We start from the raw sequence: 21,993 nt of genomic DNA, 5'->3' as shown, positions 1-21,993 counted from the left end.
ACCGCCTCACACGCCGGCCGCCGACAGCCGTTCGCGCACCTCGTCGTACGCGTCAGGACCGAAGGCGACGATCCTCGCCTCGCCGACCCGCGTCGGCGCGGCGAGGATCGTGTCGACGGCGGCGGCGATGGCATCGCGTCGCGGCCACCCGTAGATCCCGGCGCTGATGAGCGGGAACGCGATGGTGCGCGCCGCGAGCTCGTCGGCGACCTCGAGCGTCCGGCGATAGCAGGACACGAGCAGCGAGCGATCGCGCTGCCCCGCCGCATGATTGGGCCCGACGGTGTGGATGACCCACCGCGCCGAGAGCCGCCCCGCCGTGGTCCAGCCGGCGTCTCCCACGGCCAGTCCGTCCGGGAAGCGGGCGACGCAGTCGCGGAGAACATCCGGGCCGCCGGCACGATGGATCGCACCGTCGACGCCCCCGCCTCCGCGCATGCGCGTGTTGGCCGCGTTCACGATCGCGTCGACGTCCTGCCGGGTGATGTCGCCGAGAACGGCGTCGAGGGTGACCATCGACCCAGTCTGCGCGCTCGACCCGCGACGGACCAGCCGCATCGTGCGTATCGTGGCATGAGGGCGACCCGGAGGGAGCGGCCGTGCGGCGCGTGACGATTCTCGACGACTATCAGGGCGTCGCGCGCACGAGCGCGGACTGGTCGCCGGTGGCCGAGAGGTTCGAGATCGACGTCGTGACCGAGCATATCGACACGGAGCGTTTGGCGGCGCGGCTGCGGCGGACCGAGGTCGTCGTCGCGATGCGCGAACGGACGCCGTTCCCGGCGTCGCTGTTCGCGGAGCTCCCCGTGCTGCGGCTCCTGGTGACCACGGGCATGAAGAACGCCTCGATCGACCTGGCGGCCGCCGCCGAGCACGGCGTGCGCGTGACGGGCACCGGCGGCGCGGGCAACTCCGTCCCGGAGCTCACGATCGGCATGATGATCGCGCTGACCCGGCACTTCGTCGAAGAGGACGCCGCGATCCGGGCGGGCAGGTGGCAGCACACCATCGGTCCGGGGCTGGCGGGACGGACCCTCGGCATCCTGGGCCTGGGACGGCTGGGCGGACCGGTCGCCGACCTCGCGAACGCGTTCGGGATGCACGTCATCGCCTGGGATCGCTCGATCACGCCGGAACGCGCCGCCGCCCATCGGGCCCGCATCGTGGAACGGGACGAGCTGTTCCGCCGATCGGAGATCCTCACGATCCATCTGCCGCTCACCGGCAGCAGCAGAGGGCTCATCGGGGCACGTGAGCTGGCGCTGATGGCGCCGACCGCCTACCTCCTCAACACCTCGCGGGGTCCGATCGTCGACGAGGACGCGTTGCTCGTCGCCCTCGCCGAGGGGCGGCTCGCGGGCGCCGCCCTCGACGTCTACGGCATCGAGCCGCTGCCCTCCGACCACCCGCTGCGCCGTGCGCCGCGCACGCTGCTGCTGCCGCACATCGGCTACGTGACGACGGACCAGTACGCGCGCTTCTACGCCGACGCGGTGGCCGACATCATCGCCTGGGACGACGGCGAAGACCTGCGACTGCTCTGACGCCCGGGAGGCCTCGGAGCCTCCTCACGCCAGCGCCGCGACGAGGACGTCGACCGCGAGCACGACGACCGCCACGCCCACGACGAGGTCCGTCCAGGTGGCGAGCACCTCCTGGCGGTTCTTGCCCTTCTTCGGCAGATGCATGAGACCCGCGACCAGCAGGAACACGCCACCGGCGAGCCCCGCCGGCAGCGACCAGCCCGGCACGAGGGCGAGCAGGCCGGCCGCGCCCATGCCGATGTTCGCGGTTCCCAGTTCCCGGGTCAGCTGCTTCTCCGCGACGCCGACCGTGCTCGAGCCGAGGATCTCGGCCGTCGGTCCGCCGCCCGAGACCTGGACGAGACCGGCGACCAGCAGACGCGTGCCGACACCCCAGAACACCCACCATCGTCCGAAGACGAGCACCGGGTCTCCTCCGACGACGGCGAGCTCGACGACTCCTGACACGATCGGCAGCACGATCGTCTGCGCGATCACGAGAACGAAATATCCCATGGCGGAAAGCCCCCTCGACCTCAGTATGCCGCGCGCCGACCGCGGACGATGTACGCGCTGAACGCCACCGGTGCTGAGCGTGATCCGTGCTCACCCCGCGAGCCCGCGCGTCAGGATGAACTCGTGCAGGCGCGCCGTCACGCGCGTGTGCGCCGTGGTCGCGGCGGCCAGCGCGATCTGCCTGCTGTAGCCCGGCCCGGTCAGCGACACCTCCGCCACGCCCTCGATCGGGCGCTCCGCCGGGGGCAGCAGGGCGACGCCGAGGCTGCGCCTGATGAGCTCGCGGATCGTGCCCGACTCCGTGATCTCGATGCGGATGTCGGCCTCGAACCCGGCCTGGCGGCACCAGCCCTCGGTCAGGTGTCGCAGGTTGTACGTCGGCGGATTCGCGATGAACGTCTCGTCGCGCAGGGCTGCGAGCGGGATACTCGTGCGGGCGGCGAGCGGATGGTCGGCGGCGATGATCGCGCGGATCTCCTGCGCCGCGATCACGGTGTGCGGGAGGTCGTCGGGCGCCGGGATCGTGATCGCCAGATCGAGCGTGCCCTCGCGGAGGTCGTCGAACAGGGCCGCGCCGTGCGCCTGCTTGAGGATCAGCCGGATCCCGGGGTACCGCCGGTTGAAGTCCGCGAGCAGGTCCGGCACGGTTCCCGCGCCCATCGTCAGCGGAAAGCCCAGTCGCACCGTGCCGCGGTCGGGATGGGCGGCGTCGGTCACGTGCGCGAGGGTCGACTCCAGCTCGCGCAGCGGGCCGCGGGCGCGCTCCGCCAGGTCGACGGCGGCGGGGGAGAGACGCACCTGACGGCCGTCGCGGATAACGAGCGGTACCCCGAGCCGCTCCTCGAGGGCGTGGACGCGGCGGCTCATCGACGACTGCGGGATGCCGAGCGCCGCCGCGGCATCCGTCATGTGGCCGTCCTGCCTGGCCAGCTCCACCAGGGCACGCAGCTGCGGCGCGAGCTGCGGCATCCATTCATCCATATCCGGATCTTACAGATCGAGTTATTCATTATGTGGATCGGTCCGGCTGCGGGATGCTGAGTCCACACACCATCTCGTGAGGAGTCATCGCCATGGCCACGACCGGCACGCTGTCCACCGACGACGCGGACGTCGTCCTGATCGGCGGCGGCATCATGTCCGCCACGCTCGGCTCGATGCTGGCGGTGCTCCAGCCCGACTGGCGCGTCATCCTCGTCGAGAAGGCGGACGCGATCGGCGTCGAGTCGAGCGACACCTGGAACAACGCGGGCACCGGACACGCCGGCTTCTGCGAGCTCAACTACATGCCGGACGTGACGGACGGCCGCAAGGCGGAGGACATCGCACGGCAGTTCCAGCTCAGCCGGCAGTGGTGGGCCTTCCTCGCCGAGAAGGGCCTCATCGACCCGCAGAGCTTCGTGCGCACGACCCCGCACCTGGCGATGGTGTTCGGCGCTCGCGACGTCGAGTACCTGCGGGCACGCTCGGCGCAGCTGCAGACGCAGCCGCAGTTCGCGGACCTGGAGTACTCCGAGGACCCCGCGGTCATCGCCGAGTGGGCGCCGTTGACGATGGCGGGCCGCACGGTCGACGGGCCGATCGCCGCCTCACGGCACGTCGGCGGCACCGACGTCGACTACGGCACGCTGTCGCGCGCGCTCGTCGAGCTCATCCGCAGCCGTGGCGGCGACATCCGTCTCGAGCACGACGTGCGCACCCTGACCAAACAGCCCGACGGTGGCTGGGTCGTCGCAGGGCGTGCGAACGGGGGGCGCTTCAGCATCAAGGCGAAGCATGTGTTCGTCGGCGCCGGAGGCTTCGCCCTCCGCCTGCTGCAGCGCGCGCACCTGCCCGAGGTCAAGGGCTACGGCGTCCTGCCGGTGGGCGCCGCGTTCTTCCGCACCGAGAAGGCCGACATCGTGAAGCGCCACGAGGTGAAGGTCTACGGTCAGTCCGCCGACGGGGCGCCGCCGATGTCGATCCCGCACCTCGATCGCCGCCCGGTCGACGGCAGCGACTATCTCATCTTCGGCCCGTACGCGACCTTCAGCACCAAGCTGCTCACGCGCGGCAAGCTGACGGACTTCTTCACGACCCTGCGCTGGCACAACCTGCACGTCATGGCTGCGGCGCTGCTGCAGAACCTCGGCCTGATCCGCTACCTGGTCGGTCAGCTCACCGCGAGTCCGAAGAAGAAGTTCCGGCAGGTGACCGATTACTTCCCGACCGCGAGGCTCGAGGACTGGGAGCTGACCTTCGCCGGCCAGCGCGCCCAGCTGGTCGTGCCGGTCACGGGGAAGGTCGGGATGCTGAAGCTCGGCACCGAGCTCGTCACGAGCGCCGACGGCTCGATGTCGGCGCTGCTCGGGGCCTCGCCGGGCGCTTCGACGGCGGTCGCGATCATGCTCGACCTGCTGCCCAGATGCTTCCCCGCCCAGTGGTCGGGAGCGTGGTCGGCGATGCTGCACGAGGCGTTCCCCGAGCTCGGCAACACGGCGTGGAACGCCGACGAGGTGCAGGCGAGCTTCGCCCGCACGGCCGAGGCGCTCAAGCTGCGGAAGTAGCCGCGCTCAGCGCATCGCCTCGCCGATGTAGGAGTATTTGAGGAAGACCTCGGATGCGAGGCCGGCTTCGTCGAGCACACCCTGAACGGCCGCGAGCATGTAGCTGGAGTCCCACCCCAGATACAGCGAGTGGCGCTCGTCGAGCAGCTCCCACTGACCGTTCCACGACTGCCCGTCGTACACCGGGCCGCCGCGACGGTCGCTGTAGACGAGCACGGCGGCGCGGGAGTCGGCCCACAGGCGCGCGAACACGCGCTGGAACAGGTGCGCGACGTCATGCACCTCCCAGTGCTCGCCGCGATACTCGACGTAGGCGTACTCCCTGTCCCACCCGGCGGGCCAGCCGCGGCGGCGCACGGCATCCAGGATCGGGGTGAGCCCGTCGTCGTCGATCGCGGTGACCTGGGGACGCCGCCACAGCCCGACGAGCCGCGCCGTCAGCTCCTCGGTGCGAGCCGCGATCGCCGCGGTGTCCCAGCGTTCGAGGGCGGCGAGCTCGGCGGTGTCCGGGATCGCGCTCGCCCGGTACAGCGTCCGCTTGTCGGGGAACGGGCGGTCCAGAGCGCGCTCGGCGAGGCCCTCCTCCAGCAGGGCGAGATTGCCGAGCGTGACGGCGAGGGCGCGGTGGCTGTTGCGCTCGTCCTCGCCGTAGTCGGCCCAGCGTCGCACCCCGTCCCCGCTCCACTCGTCCGACGGGGCGAGCGGGACGATGTGCTCCACGTCCAGGTCGGCGAGGCTGTCGAGCCCGGCGAGGCGGCCGAGGACGTAGCCGGGATGCGGCAGCTCGCCGTACTTGACGGCGACACGGACCCGCTCGTCCGAAGGGGAGATCCGGGCGATGGCGTGCTCGAGCGCGGGCAGCCCCTCGGCCAGCGCACGGCAGAGCCGCGCGACCAGCCGGTCGACGGGGACGCCGACGACGGTCCGCCGCAGCAGCAGCGCCTGCAGGTAGTCGAGCTCCTGGCCGACGGTCTGCTCGGTGAGCTCGCCCTGCAGCATCCGCCGGCACATGCGCAGGAGCAGCGGATACATCGTGCGACCGAACACGTTGAGCGCCTCGAGCCGCCGGCCCAGCGCGCGACTGGGCGCGTGCGCCGGCTCGCGCAGCACCCGGTAGATCTCCGAGCACTCCTTCCACTCCGCGGCGCGGGTGCGCAGCGTGGCCACGTCCAGACGCGGGAACTCGTGCCGGAAGGCGTCGTACACGCCGCGGCCGCCGGAGACGGCGACCTCGCGACCGGTGCGCATGACGAGGTAGTGGCGCCAGAAGTCGCCGATGGACTCGCCCGTGTTCTCCTCGATCGGCACCCAGAACGAGGCCTCGATGTCGAGCTGCTCGGCGTGCGAGAGGCCCATCAGCACGTAGTTGTGGATGAGCTCGTGGTCGCGCAGCGGCGCACCGGTGGAGTTCAGGCTCTCGAAGATCTGCTGCGCGTTCGCGCGTGCGCCGAGAGTGATCGCGACGTGCTCGAGCCGCTGGAGGCCCCGCCAGATGCGGGCGGCCTCGTCGGCACGGATCTGGCTGCGGAAGAACGCGTAGTTGTCGTCGAAGCGCGAGGCCCGTGCGCCGTGCGGGCTGCGACGATCGAGCACGACGCTCTCGAAGACGCTCGCCCATGCCAGATGCGGACGGAGCTTGGTGCGCGTCGGGTCGCCGGGCTGCACCAGGACGCGCGCCAGCTCCGCCGCCAGGACCGGATCGCTCCGGCGCACCGTGTGCTGGAGCGCGGCGATCAGCAGCATGAGGGTCGTGATGCGCTGCTGCCCGTCGATGAGGACGAGCTCGTCGCCGGCCCCCTGCGCCGACAGGATCGAAGCGAGGAAGTGACGCTCGCCGTCGTCCGCATCGGCGACCGAGCGCACATCCGCGAGCAGCTGCTCGCAGCCGCCGATGTCCCACCGGTACTGCCGCTGATAGACGGGAACGACGATGCTGCCGACCTCGTCCGCGAGCCAGGAGACGGTGCCGACAGCGGTCGCATCGACGTTCACGCTCGCAGCATCCACCCCGCGATTTTACCGGCCGGCCTCCCAGTGCCCGTCGAAACGCCCCGGGTAGGCTGACCTCACCCGGGCCTGTTAAAACTTCGCTGGCCCCCACCGGAAGGCATGAGTCACATCATGGGTTACATCACGTCCAAGGCTCTCGAGGAGACCGGCTACGTCGTCCTCGACCGCTACAACCAGGCGCTCGATCCGAAGGAATGGCTGGATCTCGAGTACAACGACTGGAAGTCGTCGGGCGACACGCGGTTCGCGCCGCTGGCGAGCGCGTTCGGCGAGATCGAGTGCAACGGCTTCTGGAACCACAAGCCGCCGCGCACCGACAAGGACGGCGTCTGGATCCCGTCCCAGATCGAGAAGGCGCCGAACCTCACGCGCCGGGCCCAGGAGCCCGGCGCGAACGTCGGCCGCTGCCGCGTGATCGAGCTGCAGCCCACGCCGTACGGCGACTGCCTCTACAACCTCCACCAGGACGACAACAACCGGCTGAACCCCGACGGCACCGGCTGGGTCGTGCGCGGGTTCTTCAACCTGACCGACGACAAGGACAGCTTCTTCGTGCTGCGTGACAACCGCACGGACCCGGAGGGCGAGGTGCGCATCGCGTTGCCGGCCGGCGCGCAGCTCATCATCGACACGCAGCGCCTGTGGCACGCGGCCACCCACCTCGGCGACGAGCCGCGCTATTGCCTCATCACGTCGTGGGAGTCCGGCCCCGAGCTCGACGCGTACATCGAGAAGCACCACGGCGTGAACCACGTCGAGAGCGTGCCGCTGTCGCAGGAGGAGCAGGACGCCGGCCAGGCCGAGCAGGCTCGGAAGGATGCGGCGCGAGCGGCGTACTACGCGGCCAAGGGCAAGGTCGAGGTGCAGGCCATGAGCGAGGCCTGACCCTCGACGTCGCAGAAAGAGGGTGCCCCGGTCGTCCGGACCGGGGCACCCTCTTTTCGCTTCGATGTGGATGTCTGTTGTGTTGCATGGGAATGTGTTGTACCGTGTGGGTATCCGAAGGAGGATCCCGTGTACGCGATGGAGCGCCAGGAACAGATCGAACGGTTCCTGAACACCGAGGGGCGCGTCGCCGTCGCCGATCTGGCGCAGCGTTTCGACGTCACCACCGAGACGATCCGGCGTGATCTCGACGCTCTCGAGCAGAGCGGTGCGCTGCGCCGCGTGCACGGGGGCGCCGTCGCCCACACCGAGCGTTCCAGCACGCTCGAGCCGACCGTGCGGGAACGCGCGCAGCAGCACGGCACGCAGAAGCGGGCCATCGCGGCTCGCGCGTTGACGGCGATCGGGAGCGGATTCCGGGGCTCGATCTTCCTCGACGCGGGGTCCACCGCCGCCGCCATCGCGGAGCAGCTTCCGGCGCGGCTGGCGGAGGTCGACGGGCAGGCGGAGGTCGTCACTCACGCGCTGAGCTTCGCGGCGGCCCTCGCCGACGCCGACCGGATCGCGTTGACCGTCATCGGCGGACGGGTGCGGAGCGTGACGGCCGCGGCGGTCGGCGCCCGCACCGTCGCCGCGGTACGGGCTCTCCGACCGGACATCGCGTTCGTCGGCACCAACGGCGTCTCCGCCGGCTTCGGGCTGAGCACCCCGGACCCCGAGGAGGCCGCGGTCAAGGAGGCCATCGTCCACGGGGCCCAGCGCGTGATCGCCGTCGCCGATGCCAGCAAGTTCGAGCGCGAGCTGCTCGTCGGGTTCGCCACGCTGTCCGACATCGACGTGCTCGTGACCGACGCGGACCCCGGTTCCTCTCTCGCATCCGCCCTCGACGACGCCGACACGGAGGTCTGGCTCGCATGATCGTGACGCTCACCGCCAACCCCTCGCTGGACCGCGCCGTCACGCTCGCGGCGCCGTTACGGCCGGGCGAGGTGCAGACCGCCGTCTCGTCACGGGAGGACGCCGGCGGGAAGGGCATCAACGTCGCCCGCGTGGTCGCGCGCGCCGGTGCGCCGGCCGTCGCGGTGCTGCCGCTCGCGGAGGACGACCCGTACGCCGCCGTGCTGACGGGCGCCGGCGTCCCGCTGCGTCCGGTGCCCGTGCGCGGCCACGCGCGCTCGAACGTGACGATCGTCGACCCGACGGGGGAGACGACGAAGCTGAACCTGCTCGGCGCGGAGCTCACCGCTCCGGAGCGCCGCGCGCTCATCGCCGAGGTCGTGGCGGCCTCGGCCGGCGCGCGCTGGCTCGTCCTCGCCGGCTCGCTCCCGCCCGGCGCCGGCGACGGCTTCTACGTCGACGTCATCCGGGCCGTGCGTGCGGAGGCGGGCGCCCCCCTCATCGCGGTCGACACCTCCGGCGCTCCGCTCGCGGCCGCGGTCGCGGACGGCGCGCCCGACCTCATCAAGCCGAACGAGGACGAGCTCGCCGAGCTCGCGGGCACGACGATCCCTGCCGACGCGGACCTGGTCGCCGCCGTGCTGCCGCTGGCCCGCGAGCTCGTCCCGTCGCGTGCCGGTGCGGCGCTGGTCACGCTCGGCGGCGACGGCGCGGTGCTGGTCACGAGCGACGGCGCATGGGCGGGCCGCCCCCCCGCGATCCGGCTCGTGAGCACCGTCGGCGCCGGCGACAGCTCGCTGGCCGGATACCTCCTCGCCGATCTCGACGGCGCCGCGCCCGACGCTCGGCTGCGCAACTCGATCCGTTACGGCGCCGCGGCGGCATCCCTGCCCGGCACCCAGGCCCCGACCCATGCGGATCTCCCGGACGGCGACGTCCCGATCCGCCCGCTCTGACCCCTTTCCCTTCGCACGACACCGACCACAGGAGGTCACCCGCCATGTCCGACACCATCACCCCGGGGCTCGTCTGCCTCGACGTGCACCTCGGAGACGACAAAGCCGCCGTCATCCGCGCCCTCGCCGCCCGCGTCGCCGCGGAGGGACGCGCGACCGACCCCGAGGCGCTGGCCGCCGACGCGTGGGCGCGCGAGCAGAAGGACGAGACGGGGCTGCCGGGCGGCATCGCCATCCCGCATGCCAAGAGCGCGGCCGTCACCGCGGCCTCACTCGCGTTCGCGCGTCTGAAGCCCGCCGTCGCGTTCGGCGCGCCCGACGGTCCCGCCGATCTGGTCTTCCTCATCGCCGCGCCCGAGAACGCCGCGGAGGAGCATCTGGCGGTGCTCTCCAAGCTGGCCCGCAGCCTGATGCAGGCCGACTTCACCACGGCGCTGCGCCAGGCGAGCACGAACGAGGACGTCGTGCACATCGTCCGGCAGGCGATCGGCGAGGAGAGCGCCGCGCCCGCGGCCGCGCCCTCCGCCACGCCGGCGGCGGCGGTGGCCGACGGCCTCACGGTCGACGGCCACCCGGCACGCATCGTCGCGGTCACCGCGTGCGCCACCGGCATCGCCCACACGTTCATGGCGGCCGACGCGCTCACCGCCGCCGGCACGGAGGCCGGCATCGACCTCGTCGTCGAGCCCCAGGGCTCCAGCGGCTACAAGGCCCTCCCGCCGGAGGTCATCTCGAACGCGGACGCCGTGATCTTCGCGGTGGACGTCGACGTGCGCGATCCGCAGCGGTTCGCCGGCAAGCCGGTCGTCCGCGCGGGCGTCAAGCGCGGCATCGAGGAGCCGACGCAGATGATCGCCGAGGCGGTCGCGGCGGCGAAGGACCCGAACGCGTCACGCGTGGGCGGCACCCAGACGGCCGCCGCGGCCCAGCCCGCGAAGGCGGAGTCGTTCGGCGCGAAGATCCAGCGGGTGCTGCTGACCGGCGTCAGCTACATGATCCCGTTCGTCGCCGGCGGCGGCCTGCTGATCGCGCTCGGCTTCCTCCTGGGCGGCTACGACGTCACCGAGAACGCGGCGACCGTCATCACCCAGAACTCGCTGTGGGAGCTGCCCGCCGGTGGCCTGGGCCAGTACCTCGGCTCGGTCGCCTTCATGATCGGCTCCACCTCGATGGGCTTCCTCGTCTCCGCCCTCGCCGGCTACATCGCCTTCGCGATCGCCGACCGCCCCGGCATCGCCCCCGGCTTCGTCGCAGGCGCGGTCGCCGTGCTGATGAACGCCGGCTTCATCGGCGGCATCATCGGGGGTCTGCTCGCCGGCCTCGTGGCCTGGTGGCTCGCGCGGCTCGACCCGCCGCGCTGGCTGCGCGGGCTCATGCCGGTCGTCATCATCCCGTTGCTGGGATCCGTCGTGGCGTCGGGGCTCATGATCCTGTTCCTCGGCCGCCCGATCGCCGCGCTCATGGACGTCATGAACGACGGGCTCACCGAGCTCGCCGGCACGGGCGCGATCGTCATCGTCGGCGTGATCCTCGGCCTCATGATGTGCTTCGACCTGGGCGGCCCGGTCAACAAGGTCGCGTACGCCTTCGCGACCGCGGGCCTGGCCAGCGCCTCGACCGGCGACATCCATGCCGTGCCGTTCCTGATCATGGCGGCGGTCATGGCCGCAGGCATGGTGCCGCCGCTGGCGATGGCGCTCGCCTCGACCGTGCTCGCGCGCAACCTGTTCCCGCCGGTGGAGCGGGAGAACGGCAAGGCCGCCTGGCTGCTGGGCGCGGCCTTCATCAGCGAGGGAGCGATCCCGTTCGCCGCCGCCGACCCGCTGCGCGTCATCCCGGCGAACCTCGTGGGCGGGGCGATCACCGGCGGGCTCAGCATGGCGCTGGGCGTCTCCTCGCTGGCGCCCCACGGCGGCATCTTCGTGTTCTTCGCGATCGACCCGATCTGGGGTTTCCTGCTGGCGCTGGCAGCCGGTACGGTCGTGACGGCGCTCATCGCCGTCGCCCTGAAGAAGTTCGTGCGGCGCCGTGAGCACGCCGACGCGGAGCAGGCGGCCCCCGTCGCCGTCACAGCCTGACCTCGGATCGACACAAGGAGAGACACCATGGCAGAACGCCAGGCAACCATCGCCAGCGCCTCCGGGCTGCACGCCCGCCCCGCGAAGCTGTTCGTGCAGGCGGTGCAGGAGACGAAGATCCCCGTGACGATCGCCGCCGCGGGCGGCCCGGACCTCAACGCCGGCAGCATCCTCTCGCTCATCGGGCTCGGCGCGTCCCAGGGCACGGTCGTCACGCTCAAGGCCGACGGCGACGGCGCGGATGCTGCGCTCGACAAGCTCGTCGCGCTGCTGGAGACCGACCTCGACGCCGAGTAGGCCTCTCGTCAGAGATCGACGCTGTCGCCCGGGTCGAGCTCGAGGAACTCGCCGCCGTGCTGCTCGGTGGCCCACTGCAGGCGGGCGCGTCCGATGCCCCGCCCGATCTGCGAGATCGTCATGTCGTGCGTGCCGAAGGCGCGGCGAGGCGCCACCGCGAGCACGAAGTCCATGGCGTCGCCGATCTTGAGCCACGGCGCGCCGACAGGCGCCGCCAGCAGCTCGACCTTCGCCCCTTTGGGGACCGCATAGGAGTCGCCGGGATAGTAGAACGCGTCGTCCACGAGCACGCCGACGTTCTCGATGACAGGGATCGACTCGTGGATGACCGCATGGTGTCCGCCGAAGAACTCGAGATGGAACGGGTCGACGTCGAGGGTGTCGCCGGGGCTCACGACGGTGATCCGGTACCCCGCCGCGGCCCGGGCGACGCCCTCCGGACCGTAGATCGGGACCTCCGCGTTGAGCCGGAGGATGCGGTCGAGCTGGTCCGGTGTCCAGTGGTCGGCGTGCTCGTGCGTGATGACGACGGCGGCGACGTCGGCGACGTCCGGAAGCGGGTTCGTGTAGTTGCCCGGATCGACGATCAGCTTGCGGCCGTTCTTCTCCAGGGTCAGCGCCGCGTGTTCGTGCTTGGTGACTCGCATGCACCGAGTCAACCCGCTGCGGGATGCCGGGGCAACCCGCCCGCCGATCGCGTCCCGATTTGTCCGGCCGACAGCGGCATGGCATAATCGAACGGTTGCCTGACGGCCCCATCGTATAGCGGCCTAGTACGCCGCCCTCTCACGGCGGTAACGCGGGTTCGAATCCCGCTGGGGTCACCAACACCGAAAGCCCCCGGTCCTCCCGGGGGCTTTCGCGTTCCTGCCGACGGGTGTCGGGGTCAGGTCCTCGTGGCGGCGAGCTCCTCGCGGATGATGTCCGCGCCCGCGCTCAGCGCGCTCAGCTTCCGGAGCGCGACCTCCCGGGACAAGGGCGCCATGCCGCAGTTCGTGCTCGGGAGGAGCTTGTCCGCATCGACGAACTCGAGCGCGTTCCGGAGGGTGGCGGCGACCTCCTCCGGGGTCTCGACCGTCTCGCTCGCCACGTCGATGGCCCCGAGCATGACCTTCTTGCCACGGATGAGCTCGATGAGCTCCATGGGGACATGCGAGCGGTGGCACTCCAGCGAGACGATGTCGATGGCGGACCGCTGCAGGAGCGGGAACGATTCCTCGTACTGCCGCCACTGCGACCCGAGCGTCGCCTTCCAGTCGGTGTTCGCCGCGATCCCGTAGCCGTAGCAGATGTGCACGGCGGTCTCCGCGCGGAGCCCCTCCGCCGCCCTCTCCAGCGCCGCGACCCCCCAGTCCCGCACCTCGTCGAAGAAGACGTTGAATGCGGGCTCGTCGAACTGGATGATGTCGACCCCGGCCGCTTCGAGCTCTTTCGCCTCCTGATTGAGGATCGTCGCGAACTCCCACGCCAGCCTCTCGCGGCTCCGGTAGTGGTCGTCGTAGAGCGTGTCGACCATCGTCATCGGGCCGGGGAGCGCCCACTTGATCGGCTGATCGGTCTGCTCGCGGAGGAACTTCGCGTCATCGACGAACACGGAACGCTCGCGGCGGACCGCCCCGACCACGGTCGGCACGCTCGCGTCGTAGCGATCACGGATGCGCACGGTCTCACGGCGCTCGAAGTCGACGCCGCTGAGATGCTCGATGAACGTCGTGACGAAGTGCTGCCGGGTCTGCTCGCCGTCGCTGACGATGTCGATGCGGCCGTGGTGCTGTTCCTGGACCGCGATGCGCAGCGCATCCTGCTTGCCCTCGATCAGCGCGTCGCCCTGCAGCCGCCAGGGAGACCAGAGGGTCTCCGGCTGCGCGAGCCACGACGGCTTGGGCAGGCTGCCGACGATCGAGGTGGGCAATAGCGTGCGCATGATCGATGATCCTCCGCTGGTCATCCGACTGATGTGGGGTAGTTGGCGGCCCACTGCTCGAGGACGTCCATGTGCGGCTTCACGAAGTGCTCCTCCGTGTACCTCCCCTGCGTGATCGCGAGCTGACTGCGCTCGACGCGGTCGTAGGCGATCTGCGTCCGCGAGTAGTCCTGCTGCTCCAGGCTCGGCCGATAGACGACCGCGGCGGCCGAGTTCGCGTTGTAGATCTCCGGGCGATAGATCTTCTGGAACGTCTCCATCGTGCTGACGGTGCCGACGAGCTGCAGATCGGAATAGTCGCTGAGCAGATCGCCGCGGAAATAGAACGCGAGCGGCGCCACGCTGCCGGGTGGCATGAAGTACCGGACCTGCAGTCCCATCTTTCCGAAGTACACGTCGGTCAGCGAGAACTCGTCCTGCCGATACTCGACGCCGAGGACGGGGTGGTGGTTCTCGGTCCGACGATACGTCTTGCTGGTCGAGACGCTGATGCAGATCACGGGCGGCAGGGGGAAGCGTTCCCGGTACACGGCGGAGTCGAGGAAGTGCTGGAACAGCTTGCCGTGCAGATCGCCGAAGTCGTCGGGCACGGTGAACTCGGTCGCGGTCTCGTTGACCGCCGGCAGCAGCACGCTGAAGTCGAAATCGCGGACGTAGGACGAGAAGTTGTTCCCCACGATCCCGCGGCGGCGTTCGCCGGTCCGCCGGTCGAGGATGTGGATGTCCAGGATCTCGAGCAGCGGGAACTCCCGATCCTCGCCCTCCGCGGTGAACCGCAGCTCGACGGAGACGATCTCGAGCTCGACGGTGTAGCGGTCCCGGTTCGGATTGTCCCAGTGCGCGAGGTCGTTGAATCGGTGGTCGATCATCGTCAAGGCGTTGCGGAGGTTCTGCCGGCGGTGCTCGCCCCGGGCCAGGTTGGCGAAGTTCGTGGTGATCCGGGAGCTCTCCGACGGCGAGTAGTCCTCGTCGAAGCGGGTCGTGGTGATGCTGAACGTGAACTCGTTCGCCATGAGCGGCCAATCCGGTGGCTGATCGGCCGGGCTCGGCCGTGTGGAAGTCGGTGCATCCATCGTCGCGGCCCATCGCAGCCATCGAGAAACTTGACGCGGCTATGTCTATCTATAGGCTGTAGCTATGCCTCGCGGATCCAGCGGCATCACGCTGCAGCAGCTCCACTACTTCATCGAGGTCGCCGCGGAGGGGTCGATCAGCGCCGCGGCCGACCTGCTCTATGTCGCCCAGCCGACCATGTCCGCGGCGATGAAGGACCTCGAGAGCCGTGTGGGCCGCGCCCTCCTTCTCCGCTCCGCCCGCGGGGTGACGCTCACCGCCGACGGCGCGGAGTTCCTCGGGTATGCCAGGCAGGTCGTCGAGCAGGTGGCGCTCCTCGAGCAGCGCTACCTCGGCCGGCCGCCCTCGAGACGCCTGCTGGGAGTGTCGACGCAGCACTACTCCTTCGCCGTCGACGCGCTGGTCCGGATGGTGAAGGGCACCCGGGCGGCCGAGTACGAGTTCTCGTTGCGCGAGACCCGCACCTGGGACATCATCGAGGACGTCCGGACGCTCCGCAGCGAGCTGGGCATCCTCTACCGGAACGACTTCAACCGGAACGTCATCGACAAACTGCTCCGGGACTCCGGGCTCGCGTTCCGCCCGCTCTTCGTCGCCGCCCCGCACATCTTCATCTCCCGGAAGAACCCGCTCGCCTCTCGAGAACGCGTCACCCTCGCCGATCTCGCCGACCTGCCGCGGCTCACCTTCGACCAGGGGGCGAACAACTCGTTCTACTTCGCCGAGGAGATCCTCTCCACCTTGTCGAGCAAGCAGGAGATCCGGGTCTCCGACCGCGCGACCATCTTCAACCTCATGATCGGGCTCGACGGCTACACGATCTCGACGGGCATCATCAGCGACGACCTCGACCCGGAGATCGTCGCCATCCCGCTGGACGTGGACGAACGCATCGAGATCGGCTGGATCGGCCATTCCGCGATCCCGCTCACCGAGCAGGCGCAGCGCTACCTCGACGAACTGCGGGCCGTCGTCGCAGGCTTCGGCGTGGCGCTGCTCGGCTAGCCGCGCCGCTTCGTCAGTGCCCCGTGTGGCCCGGGATGACGGGCAGGTTCCCGAGGTCGTCGATGATCACGGCGTTCTGCACGGATGCCAGGATCGGGGTCACCACCACGCCGAGGATCAGCGCCGCGACCACGAGCACCCGGACCGACGGCGCGGCCGGCGCCGGGATGCCGCGCCGAGCCGCCCCGGCGGTCACGAGCGCGACCGGGACCACGACCGCGACCACGGTCGCCACGGCGAAGACGCTCGTGTGCGTCGGAGCGACGAGCAGCATCCCCGCGGCCAGGACGATGATGCAGATCCCGCCGGCGACCGCCGTACGCGGCGTCACCGGGCGTCCCGCTCGCAGCGCGCCGGCGCCCCATACGAGTGCTCCGAGCCCGAGCATCACCAGTCCGACGCCCATCGACCGTGCGCCGATCGAGCTCGTCGCCGACACGACGGCGCCCGCGCCCATCGCCGTCGCGACCAGGCCCGCCGCCCACGCCGCCGGCGACGCGCACGACAGGGACACCGACGTGCGGATCCCCGTCGTGCGCGCCGTGCTCACCACGCTCACGCCGCGGCCACGACCCGGTCGTCGCGGTCGGCGGCCAGCCCGACGGCCAGCAGCAGCACCGCGCTGGCGAGGTGCAGGAAGTGATCGGCCATGTTCAGCGCGAGGATGTTGGCAGCGGTGCCCACGAGGAAGAAGCCGACGATGCCGAGCAGCAGGTAGACGGCACCGACGGTGACGTTGGTGGCCTTGGCCGAGCGGACGCCGACGATGCCCGCCGCGAGCAGCGCCGCCCCGATCAGCAGGTGGGCGATGTTGTGCAGCGGGTTGACCTCGAACAGCCCGAGCAGCAGCCCGCCATCCGTGGCGACGACGGCGACCCCGCCGGTGACGGCGAAGCCGAGCAGCCCGACGACGAGGTACACGGCGCCGAAGATGACGGCGATCAGGCGATTGGGTGAAGAGCTCATGAGGACCTCCGTTGTGTCAGGGCGCGGCGGGCGCCGCGTCTGACTGGTGTTCGAGACGGCACCCGGATCGGATTGCGGTCCGTCGGGCTCGACCCGCTCAGCTCGGTATCGATATGAACGGCGCGCTCGTCGGCGCACCCGTGGGGGAGCCGCCCGCCGGCTCCACCGTCACCGCCATCACGTCGCCCTGCTGGAAGACCGCCTGGAACTGCGTCTCGGCCACGCCGGCGGCATCCGTCAGGAAGGTGCCGGCGGGGATGGCCTCGCCGTCGCGGACGAGCCACATCTCGAACGTCTGGTCCGAGGCGAGCGCCGGCAGGCCCTCGGTCTCCAGCGCGGCCTCGCCGAGCGACGCCGACCAGGAGGCGGTGGCGGTCCCGCCGTCCGCCAGGACGACCGTGGCCGTGCGCGCGTCCGGCGCGCGCTGGATCCGCTCCCATGCGGCCTGGTTCTCGGGACGGACGGCGAGGATGCCCGCGACGGTCGCGCTGAGGGCCAGGACGACGATGAGGCCGACCGATGCGGCGAGGGCGAGCCAGCGTCGCCGTGCCACGTGGCTGGGTCGCGGCGGGGTCTGTGCGATGCGCGCCAGGACGGCGTCACGCAGGGGCGTGGGCGGTGTCACCTCGGGGACCCGGTCCGCCAGGAGCGCGGCGGCGTCCGCCGCGTCGCGGAGATGGCGCTCCCATTCCGGGTGACTCGCCAGCGCGGCCGCCAGCGCGCGGTCGTCCTCGGGCGAGAGCGCATGGAGCGCCCGACCCGCGGCGAGCACGGCGAACTCGGACTCGGTCACCTCTCGCCTCCCATCGCGCGCCTCAGCCGGGCGAGGCCGTCCCGCATCCTCGTCTTCACCGTTCCCAGCGGCGCCTGCACCAGCGCGGCGATCTCGCTCTGGCTGTAGCCGCCGTAGTACGCGAGCGTGATCGCCTCACGCTGCGCGTCGGGCAGTCCCGCGAGCGCGGCCGCCACGCGCCGTCCCTCTATTCTCAACTCTGCATCCTCGGCGACGTCGTCGCGCATCGCCGCCACGTCCCGGAGCCCGACGCGTGCGTCCCGCGCGGCGCTCGCCTGCGCCGAGCGGACACGGTCGACCGCACGGCGGTGCGCGATGGTCAGGATCCAGGAGCGTCCTCGACCTCTGTTCGGAGTGAACCGCGCCGCGGATTGCCAGACCTCGAGGAAGACCTCCTGCAGCACCTCCTCGCTCTGCGCGCGATCGACGAGCACGCGGAGGATGAGGCCGAACACGCGAGGCGCGAGGGCGTCGTAGATGCGGCCGAAGGCGGCTCGGTCGCCGCCGGCGACGGCCTGGAGCAGCTCGCCGATGGGGTCGACGGAACCGGCGCCGTCCTCGGGCACCTCGAATCCGTCGATCACCATGCCTGTGCGTCCTCCTCGAGGCGGCCATCGCGAGGACGCGCCGGACGACAGCCTGGCATGCCCGCGTCGTCCGTGCCCCGGCATCCCTCGCGCGCCCGCGCGCCGGTACACTGATGCCCGCGAGGGGGAGTATCCCACCAGCACGAGCCCGTCATCACGAGCCGCATCGATGCGGCTCCGGGTCCGTGCCGCGGGCGACCGCGGGGAGAGACGCTCGAGGTACCTCCCTACCCGAAAGGCCTCGTATGGGCTTCGAGATCCCGCTCTGGTTCGCGATCGGCGCGCTGGCGGTGCTCGCCGTCATCCTGCTGGCCGATCTGCTGCTGATCCTGCGTCGGCCGCACATCCCGTCCGTGCGCGAGTCGAGCCTGTGGATCGCGTTCTACGTCGCCCTGGCACTCGTGTTCGCGCTCGTGCTGCTGTGGGTGACGGGGAGCCCCGACGCGGCCGGGCAGTTCGTCGCGGGGTGGCTCACCGAGTACAGCCTGTCGATCGACAACCTCTTCGTGTTCGTGCTGTTGATGGCGCAGTTCGCCGTGCCGCGCCGGTATCAGCAGGAGGTGCTGATGGTCGGCATCATCATCGCGCTCGTGCTGCGGGGGATCTTCATCCTCATCGGCGCCGCGCTCATCGAGAACTTGAGCTGGATCTTCTACGTGTTCGGCGCGTTCCTCGTCTACACGGCCTGGCGTCAGGCGTTCCCCGGCAAGGAGAAGGACGACGCCCAGACCGAGACCTGGATCGTCCGGTTCCTCCGGCGCTTCATCGACATCGCGGACCATTACGACGGCGCGAGACTGCGCACCACCGTGGCAGGGCGGCGCATGTTCACCCCGATGCTGCTGGTGTTCATGGCCATCGGGTTCACCGACCTCATCTTCGCCATCGACTCCATCCCGGCGATCTTCGGCATCACCCAGAACGCGTTCATCGTCTTCGCCACCAACCTGTTCGCCCTGATGGGCCTGCGGCAGCTGTACTTCCTGCTGGGCGGTCTCCTCGACCGCCTGCGCTACCTGCACTTCGGGATCGCCTTCATCCTCGCCTTCATCGGCGTGAAGCTGTTCCTGCACGCGCTGCACGCCAACGAGTTGCCGTTCATAGGCGGCGGTCACGGCGTCGAATGGGCGCCGGAGATCTCGACCTGGCTGTCGCTCGCGGTCATCGTCGTCGCCATGCTCGTCGCGACCGGGGCCAGCCTCATCGCCGGCCGGCGCGAGCGGACGCGGCCCGAGGCGTAGCCCCTCAGAACGCGGCGAGGTTCGCCCGCAGGCCGCCGTCGACGTAGCCGTCGCGCAGCAGCCCGCGGCGGCGCAGGATCGGCACCAGCCGGTCGAGCGTGCGGTGCACCGTCACCGGGTGCAGGTCGCCCCACAGCAGCACGCCGTCGTTGCCCCAGGAGGCGAGCTCCTCGATCAGGTCCGCGAACTCGTCCGCGGTGCCGACCATGCCGGAGCCGTCGCGCAGCCGCCCGGCGCGTGCGTGCGCCGCGAGGATCGTGCGCAGCGATGCGGTCTCGTCGTGGTCGCCGATCAGGCGCCGGATGCTGCCGTGCGAGACGTGGTCCGCGAAGACGGACACGTCGAGTGGCGCGTCCAGATCGAGCGCGGTGAGATCGGTCTCCAGATCGCTCGACTGGCGCTGGGCGATCCGCCGCAGCGCGGCGTCGTCCGGTGTCCGGGAGGCGGCGACGATCCGATCCGCCTCCTCGGGGGAGTCGACCAGCACGGGCTGCAGCGCGAAGAGGATGGTGACGTCCGACGGGCGGCGACCACGGGCGACGGCGGCGTCGTGGATGCGGGCACGGTACGAGCGGATGCTGGCCTCGTCGAGCGGGGAGATCGCGAGCTGGACGTCGGAGTTCGCGCCCGCGAAGCCGAGGCCGCGGCCCGAACCGCCGGGGGAGACGATGACAGGCTCGCCCGCGGGGAACGGGATCGCGTTGAGCGGGCCGTCGAAGGCGTAGTACTCGCCGCGGTGAGAGACCGGCTGCATCCGCGTCCCGTCCGCGTACCGTCCCGAGACCGGATCGGCGATCAGCGCCCCGTCGTCCCAGCTGCGCCACAGCGACCGCACGGCGCCGAGCCATTCCTCGGCGCGGTCGTAGGCCGCGTCGTGGCCGAGCGGTTCGGCGGTGCCGAAGTGCCGGGCGCTGCCGGTGTCGGTCACGACGTTCAGCCCGAAGCGGCCGGCGCTGAGGTGCTGCAGCGTCGCGAACTGCCGCGCGGCCGTGTACGGGAGGGAGGCGGCCGGGTTCACGGTCGGCACGACGCCCAGGTGCGCGGTGGCGGCGAACAGGTACGGTGCGAGCAGCAGCGGGTCGTGCTTCGGGCCGCCGAACGCATGCCGCACGCGCAGGTCGATGGTCTCGGCGGAGCCGAGCGAGGGCGCGTCCTCGATGACGAGCAGGTCGAAGCCCGCCTGCTCGAGCGTGCGGGCCGACTGCTGGTACAGGTCCGGCCTCGTCCAGTCGTAGCCCCAGTCGAGGTAGTCGTGACCCCAGCCGTGCGGTCCGAAGCCGCGCGCGAGGAACCAGCCGAAGTGCTGCGGCCGCGTCATCCCAGCACCTCGACCGTGCTCTCGGCCAGCGCGTGCGCGCTGACGCGGAGGGCGTGGTCGAGGTCTGCCAGCAGGTCGTCGATGTCCTCGATGCCGACCGACAGCCGCAGCGTGCCGGGGTGCACGCCCAGCGCGCGGCGGGCGTCCTCGGTGTGCTGCGAGTGGCTGGTGGAGCCAGGGTGCAGCACGAGGGAGCGGACGTCGCCGAGGTGCGTCATATGGGTGAACACCTCGACGGCCTGCACGAATCCTCGCGCGGCCGCCTCGCCGCCGTGCAGCGTGAACTGGAAGACGGCGCCGTAGCCGCGGGTCAGGTACCGCTCCGCGATGCGGTGATGCGGATGGGAGTCGAGCCCGGCGTAGTCCACCGACTCGACCTCCGGGCGGCCCTCGAGCCACCGCGCGACGGCCAGCGCGTTGCGGGACTGCTCGCGCACCCGCAGGCTCAGCGTCTCGATGCCCTGGGCGACCAGGAACGCGTTGAACGGCGACGGCGAGGGACCGAACCGGGGCGCGACCGTCTCCCGGACGTAGGCGATGCGTGCGCGGCCGCCGTGGCGCTCCGCCGGGCTCGGGCCGCCGGCGCGGGTGGCCGCGACCAGGTGGGGGAACAGGGGGCCGGAGCGGGCCGCGTCGAACCGCCCGTCGTCCACGATCACGCCCCCCAGCGCCGCGCCGTGGCCCGCCAGGAACTTGCTCGCCGAATGCACGACCACGTTCGCGCCGTGCTCGATCGGGCGCAGCAGGTACGGCGTCGCGAACGTGTTGTCGATCACCAGCGGGATGCCGCGCTCCTGCGCCACCGCGGCGATCGCGGCGATGTCGAGCACGTCGTTTCGGGCGTTCGCGATCGACTCGGCGAAGAACGCGCGGGTGCCGGTGTGGGACGCCGCACGCCAGGCGTCCGGGTCCTCGATGTCCTCGACGAAGCTGACCGTGATGCCCAGACGCGACAGGTTGTCCAGCAGCAGTCCGCGGCTGCCCTCGTAGATGTGGGTGGACGCGACGACGTGATCGCCGGCGCCCAGGAGGCCGAGCAGCGCGACGGCGACGGCGGCCTGCCCGCTCGCGACGAAGACCGCATCCGTTCCGCCCTCCAGGGCGGCGAGCTTGCGCTCGAGCGCGTCGATCGTCGGATTGCCGGTCCGGGTGTACCCGAATCCGGTGCCCTCCTGGAAGTGGCCGGCGGCGCCGTCGAAGTCGTCGAACGTGAAGCCGGCGGTGAGGAACAGCGGCACGGCGCGCGGCGATGCGGCAGCCCAGTCGGCGCCGGCATGCACCTGGCGGGTCGTGAAACCTGGCTCGGCGGATGCGGCGGACGGGGATGCGGACATGGGGGACCTTTCGAGAACGCGTCCGTTCAGCGTCGCATGCGCC

The 21,993-nt window shown here is 71.0% G+C and carries 22 protein-coding genes and 1 tRNA gene; 10 read left to right on the top strand and 13 right to left on the bottom strand.

Annotation, left to right across the window (positions count from 1 at the left end):
* Positions 1–6: 6 nt before the first annotated feature.
* Positions 7–516 (bottom strand): O-acetyl-ADP-ribose deacetylase, encoded by a 510-nt coding sequence (locus tag QM626_RS11010; RefSeq protein ID WP_415076944.1) that lies wholly within the window; start codon positions 514–516, stop codon positions 7–9.
* Positions 517–599: 83 nt separating this feature from the next.
* Here QM626_RS11010 and QM626_RS11005 point away from each other — a divergent pair, with 83 nt between their 5' ends.
* Positions 600–1,544, top strand: a complete 945-nt coding sequence (locus tag QM626_RS11005) for a D-2-hydroxyacid dehydrogenase family protein (RefSeq protein WP_415076942.1) — start codon at positions 600–602, stop codon at positions 1,542–1,544.
* 24 nt (positions 1,545–1,568) lie between these two features.
* Here the strand turns inward: QM626_RS11005 and QM626_RS11000 are convergent, their stop codons facing one another.
* Both QM626_RS11000 and QM626_RS10995 read right to left on the bottom strand, forming a co-directional pair.
* The gene (locus QM626_RS11000) at positions 1,569–2,039 is read right to left on the bottom strand and encodes a hypothetical protein (protein WP_415076940.1); all 471 of its coding nucleotides are present in this window, start codon (positions 2,037–2,039) and stop codon (positions 1,569–1,571) included.
* Between the two features lie 90 nt (positions 2,040–2,129).
* Positions 2,130–3,020, bottom strand: a complete 891-nt coding sequence (locus QM626_RS10995) for a LysR family transcriptional regulator (protein WP_415076938.1) — start codon at positions 3,018–3,020, stop codon at positions 2,130–2,132.
* 92 nt (positions 3,021–3,112) lie between these two features.
* Here QM626_RS10995 and QM626_RS10990 point away from each other — a divergent pair, with 92 nt between their 5' ends.
* Positions 3,113–4,585, top strand: coding sequence for a malate:quinone oxidoreductase (locus QM626_RS10990; RefSeq protein ID WP_415076936.1), 1,473 nt, complete (start codon positions 3,113–3,115; stop codon positions 4,583–4,585).
* 6 nt (positions 4,586–4,591) lie between these two features.
* Here QM626_RS10990 and QM626_RS10985 read toward each other — a convergent pair whose 3' ends face one another.
* Complete coding sequence (locus QM626_RS10985) at positions 4,592–6,592, bottom strand: DUF262 domain-containing protein (protein ID WP_415076934.1); 2,001 nt, start codon at positions 6,590–6,592, stop codon at positions 4,592–4,594.
* A 114-nt stretch (positions 6,593–6,706) separates the two neighbouring features.
* Here QM626_RS10985 and QM626_RS10980 point away from each other — a divergent pair, with 114 nt between their 5' ends.
* The 5 genes from QM626_RS10980 (at position 6,707) to QM626_RS10960 (ending at position 11,708) form a co-directional block, all read left to right on the top strand.
* Positions 6,707–7,480 carry a hypothetical protein gene (locus tag QM626_RS10980; RefSeq protein WP_415076932.1) on the top strand — a complete coding sequence of 258 codons (774 nt, stop codon included), beginning with the start codon at positions 6,707–6,709 and terminating at the stop codon, positions 7,478–7,480.
* Between the two features lie 129 nt (positions 7,481–7,609).
* Complete coding sequence (locus QM626_RS10975) at positions 7,610–8,398, top strand: DeoR/GlpR family DNA-binding transcription regulator (RefSeq protein WP_415076930.1); 789 nt, start codon at positions 7,610–7,612, stop codon at positions 8,396–8,398.
* Positions 8,395–9,333 carry a 1-phosphofructokinase family hexose kinase gene (locus tag QM626_RS10970; RefSeq protein ID WP_415076928.1) on the top strand — a complete coding sequence of 313 codons (939 nt, stop codon included), beginning with the start codon at positions 8,395–8,397 and terminating at the stop codon, positions 9,331–9,333. Before QM626_RS10975 ends, QM626_RS10970 begins: the two co-directional genes overlap by 4 nt.
* A 44-nt stretch (positions 9,334–9,377) precedes the next feature.
* Positions 9,378–11,411 carry a fructose-specific PTS transporter subunit EIIC gene (locus tag QM626_RS10965; protein WP_415076926.1) on the top strand — a complete coding sequence of 678 codons (2,034 nt, stop codon included), beginning with the start codon at positions 9,378–9,380 and terminating at the stop codon, positions 11,409–11,411.
* A gap of 27 nt (positions 11,412–11,438) precedes the next feature.
* Positions 11,439–11,708 (top strand): HPr family phosphocarrier protein, encoded by a 270-nt coding sequence (locus QM626_RS10960; protein WP_415076924.1) that lies wholly within the window; start codon positions 11,439–11,441, stop codon positions 11,706–11,708.
* Positions 11,709–11,716: 8 nt separating this feature from the next.
* Here QM626_RS10960 and QM626_RS10955 read toward each other — a convergent pair whose 3' ends face one another.
* Entirely contained in the window at positions 11,717–12,355 is a 639-nt protein-coding gene (locus tag QM626_RS10955) for an MBL fold metallo-hydrolase (RefSeq protein ID WP_415076922.1), read from the bottom strand.
* 104 nt (positions 12,356–12,459) lie between these two features.
* On the opposite strand from QM626_RS10955, the gene QM626_RS10950 reads away from it, so the two are divergent.
* A tRNA-Glu gene (locus QM626_RS10950) sits at positions 12,460–12,535 on the top strand.
* 59 nt (positions 12,536–12,594) lie between these two features.
* Here the strand turns inward: QM626_RS10950 and QM626_RS10945 are convergent.
* Positions 12,595–13,632, bottom strand: coding sequence for a methionine synthase (locus QM626_RS10945; protein WP_415076920.1), 1,038 nt, complete (start codon positions 13,630–13,632; stop codon positions 12,595–12,597).
* A 20-nt stretch (positions 13,633–13,652) separates the two neighbouring features.
* Positions 13,653–14,645 (bottom strand): DUF1852 domain-containing protein, encoded by a 993-nt coding sequence (locus QM626_RS10940; RefSeq protein ID WP_415076918.1) that lies wholly within the window; start codon positions 14,643–14,645, stop codon positions 13,653–13,655.
* A gap of 124 nt (positions 14,646–14,769) precedes the next feature.
* On the opposite strand from QM626_RS10940, the gene QM626_RS10935 reads away from it, so the two are divergent.
* Entirely contained in the window at positions 14,770–15,711 is a 942-nt protein-coding gene (locus QM626_RS10935) for a LysR family transcriptional regulator (RefSeq protein WP_415076916.1), read from the top strand.
* A gap of 13 nt (positions 15,712–15,724) precedes the next feature.
* On the opposite strand, the gene QM626_RS10930 is transcribed toward QM626_RS10935, so the two are convergent.
* From QM626_RS10930 to sigK, 4 genes are all read right to left on the bottom strand, one after another.
* The gene (locus QM626_RS10930) at positions 15,725–16,270 is read right to left on the bottom strand and encodes a hypothetical protein (RefSeq protein WP_415076914.1); all 546 of its coding nucleotides are present in this window, start codon (positions 16,268–16,270) and stop codon (positions 15,725–15,727) included.
* Positions 16,267–16,677, bottom strand: a complete 411-nt coding sequence (locus QM626_RS10925; protein WP_415076912.1) for a DUF4383 domain-containing protein — start codon at positions 16,675–16,677, stop codon at positions 16,267–16,269. Before QM626_RS10925 ends, QM626_RS10930 begins: the two co-directional genes overlap by 4 nt.
* Positions 16,678–16,774: 97 nt before the next feature.
* On the bottom strand, positions 16,775–17,470 hold the full coding sequence (locus QM626_RS10920; RefSeq protein WP_415076910.1) for an anti-sigma factor domain-containing protein: 696 nt from the start codon (positions 17,468–17,470) through the stop codon (positions 16,775–16,777).
* On the bottom strand, positions 17,467–18,057 hold the full coding sequence (gene sigK / locus QM626_RS10915; protein WP_415076908.1) for an ECF RNA polymerase sigma factor SigK: 591 nt from the start codon (positions 18,055–18,057) through the stop codon (positions 17,467–17,469). Before sigK ends, QM626_RS10920 begins: the two co-directional genes overlap by 4 nt.
* 245 nt (positions 18,058–18,302) lie before the next feature.
* On the opposite strand from sigK, the gene QM626_RS10910 reads away from it, so the two are divergent.
* Positions 18,303–19,298: a TerC/Alx family metal homeostasis membrane protein gene (locus QM626_RS10910; RefSeq protein ID WP_415076906.1), complete on the top strand. Its 996-nt coding sequence runs from the start codon at positions 18,303–18,305 to the stop codon at positions 19,296–19,298.
* 4 nt (positions 19,299–19,302) lie between these two features.
* On the opposite strand, the gene QM626_RS10905 is transcribed toward QM626_RS10910, so the two are convergent.
* Both QM626_RS10905 and QM626_RS10900 read right to left on the bottom strand, forming a co-directional pair.
* Entirely contained in the window at positions 19,303–20,616 is a 1,314-nt protein-coding gene (locus QM626_RS10905; protein WP_415076904.1) for an LLM class flavin-dependent oxidoreductase, read from the bottom strand.
* Complete coding sequence (locus QM626_RS10900) at positions 20,613–21,950, bottom strand: O-acetylhomoserine aminocarboxypropyltransferase/cysteine synthase family protein (protein WP_415076902.1); 1,338 nt, start codon at positions 21,948–21,950, stop codon at positions 20,613–20,615. The genes QM626_RS10905 and QM626_RS10900 overlap by 4 nt, the downstream gene beginning before the upstream one ends.
* Positions 21,951–21,993: the final 43 nt, after the last annotated feature.

Origin of the sequence: Microbacterium sp., assembly GCF_047606385.1 — a bacterium.
Lineage (GTDB): Bacteria > Actinomycetota > Actinomycetes > Actinomycetales > Microbacteriaceae > Microbacterium.
This window is presented reverse-complemented; position numbering and strand designations above follow the sequence as displayed.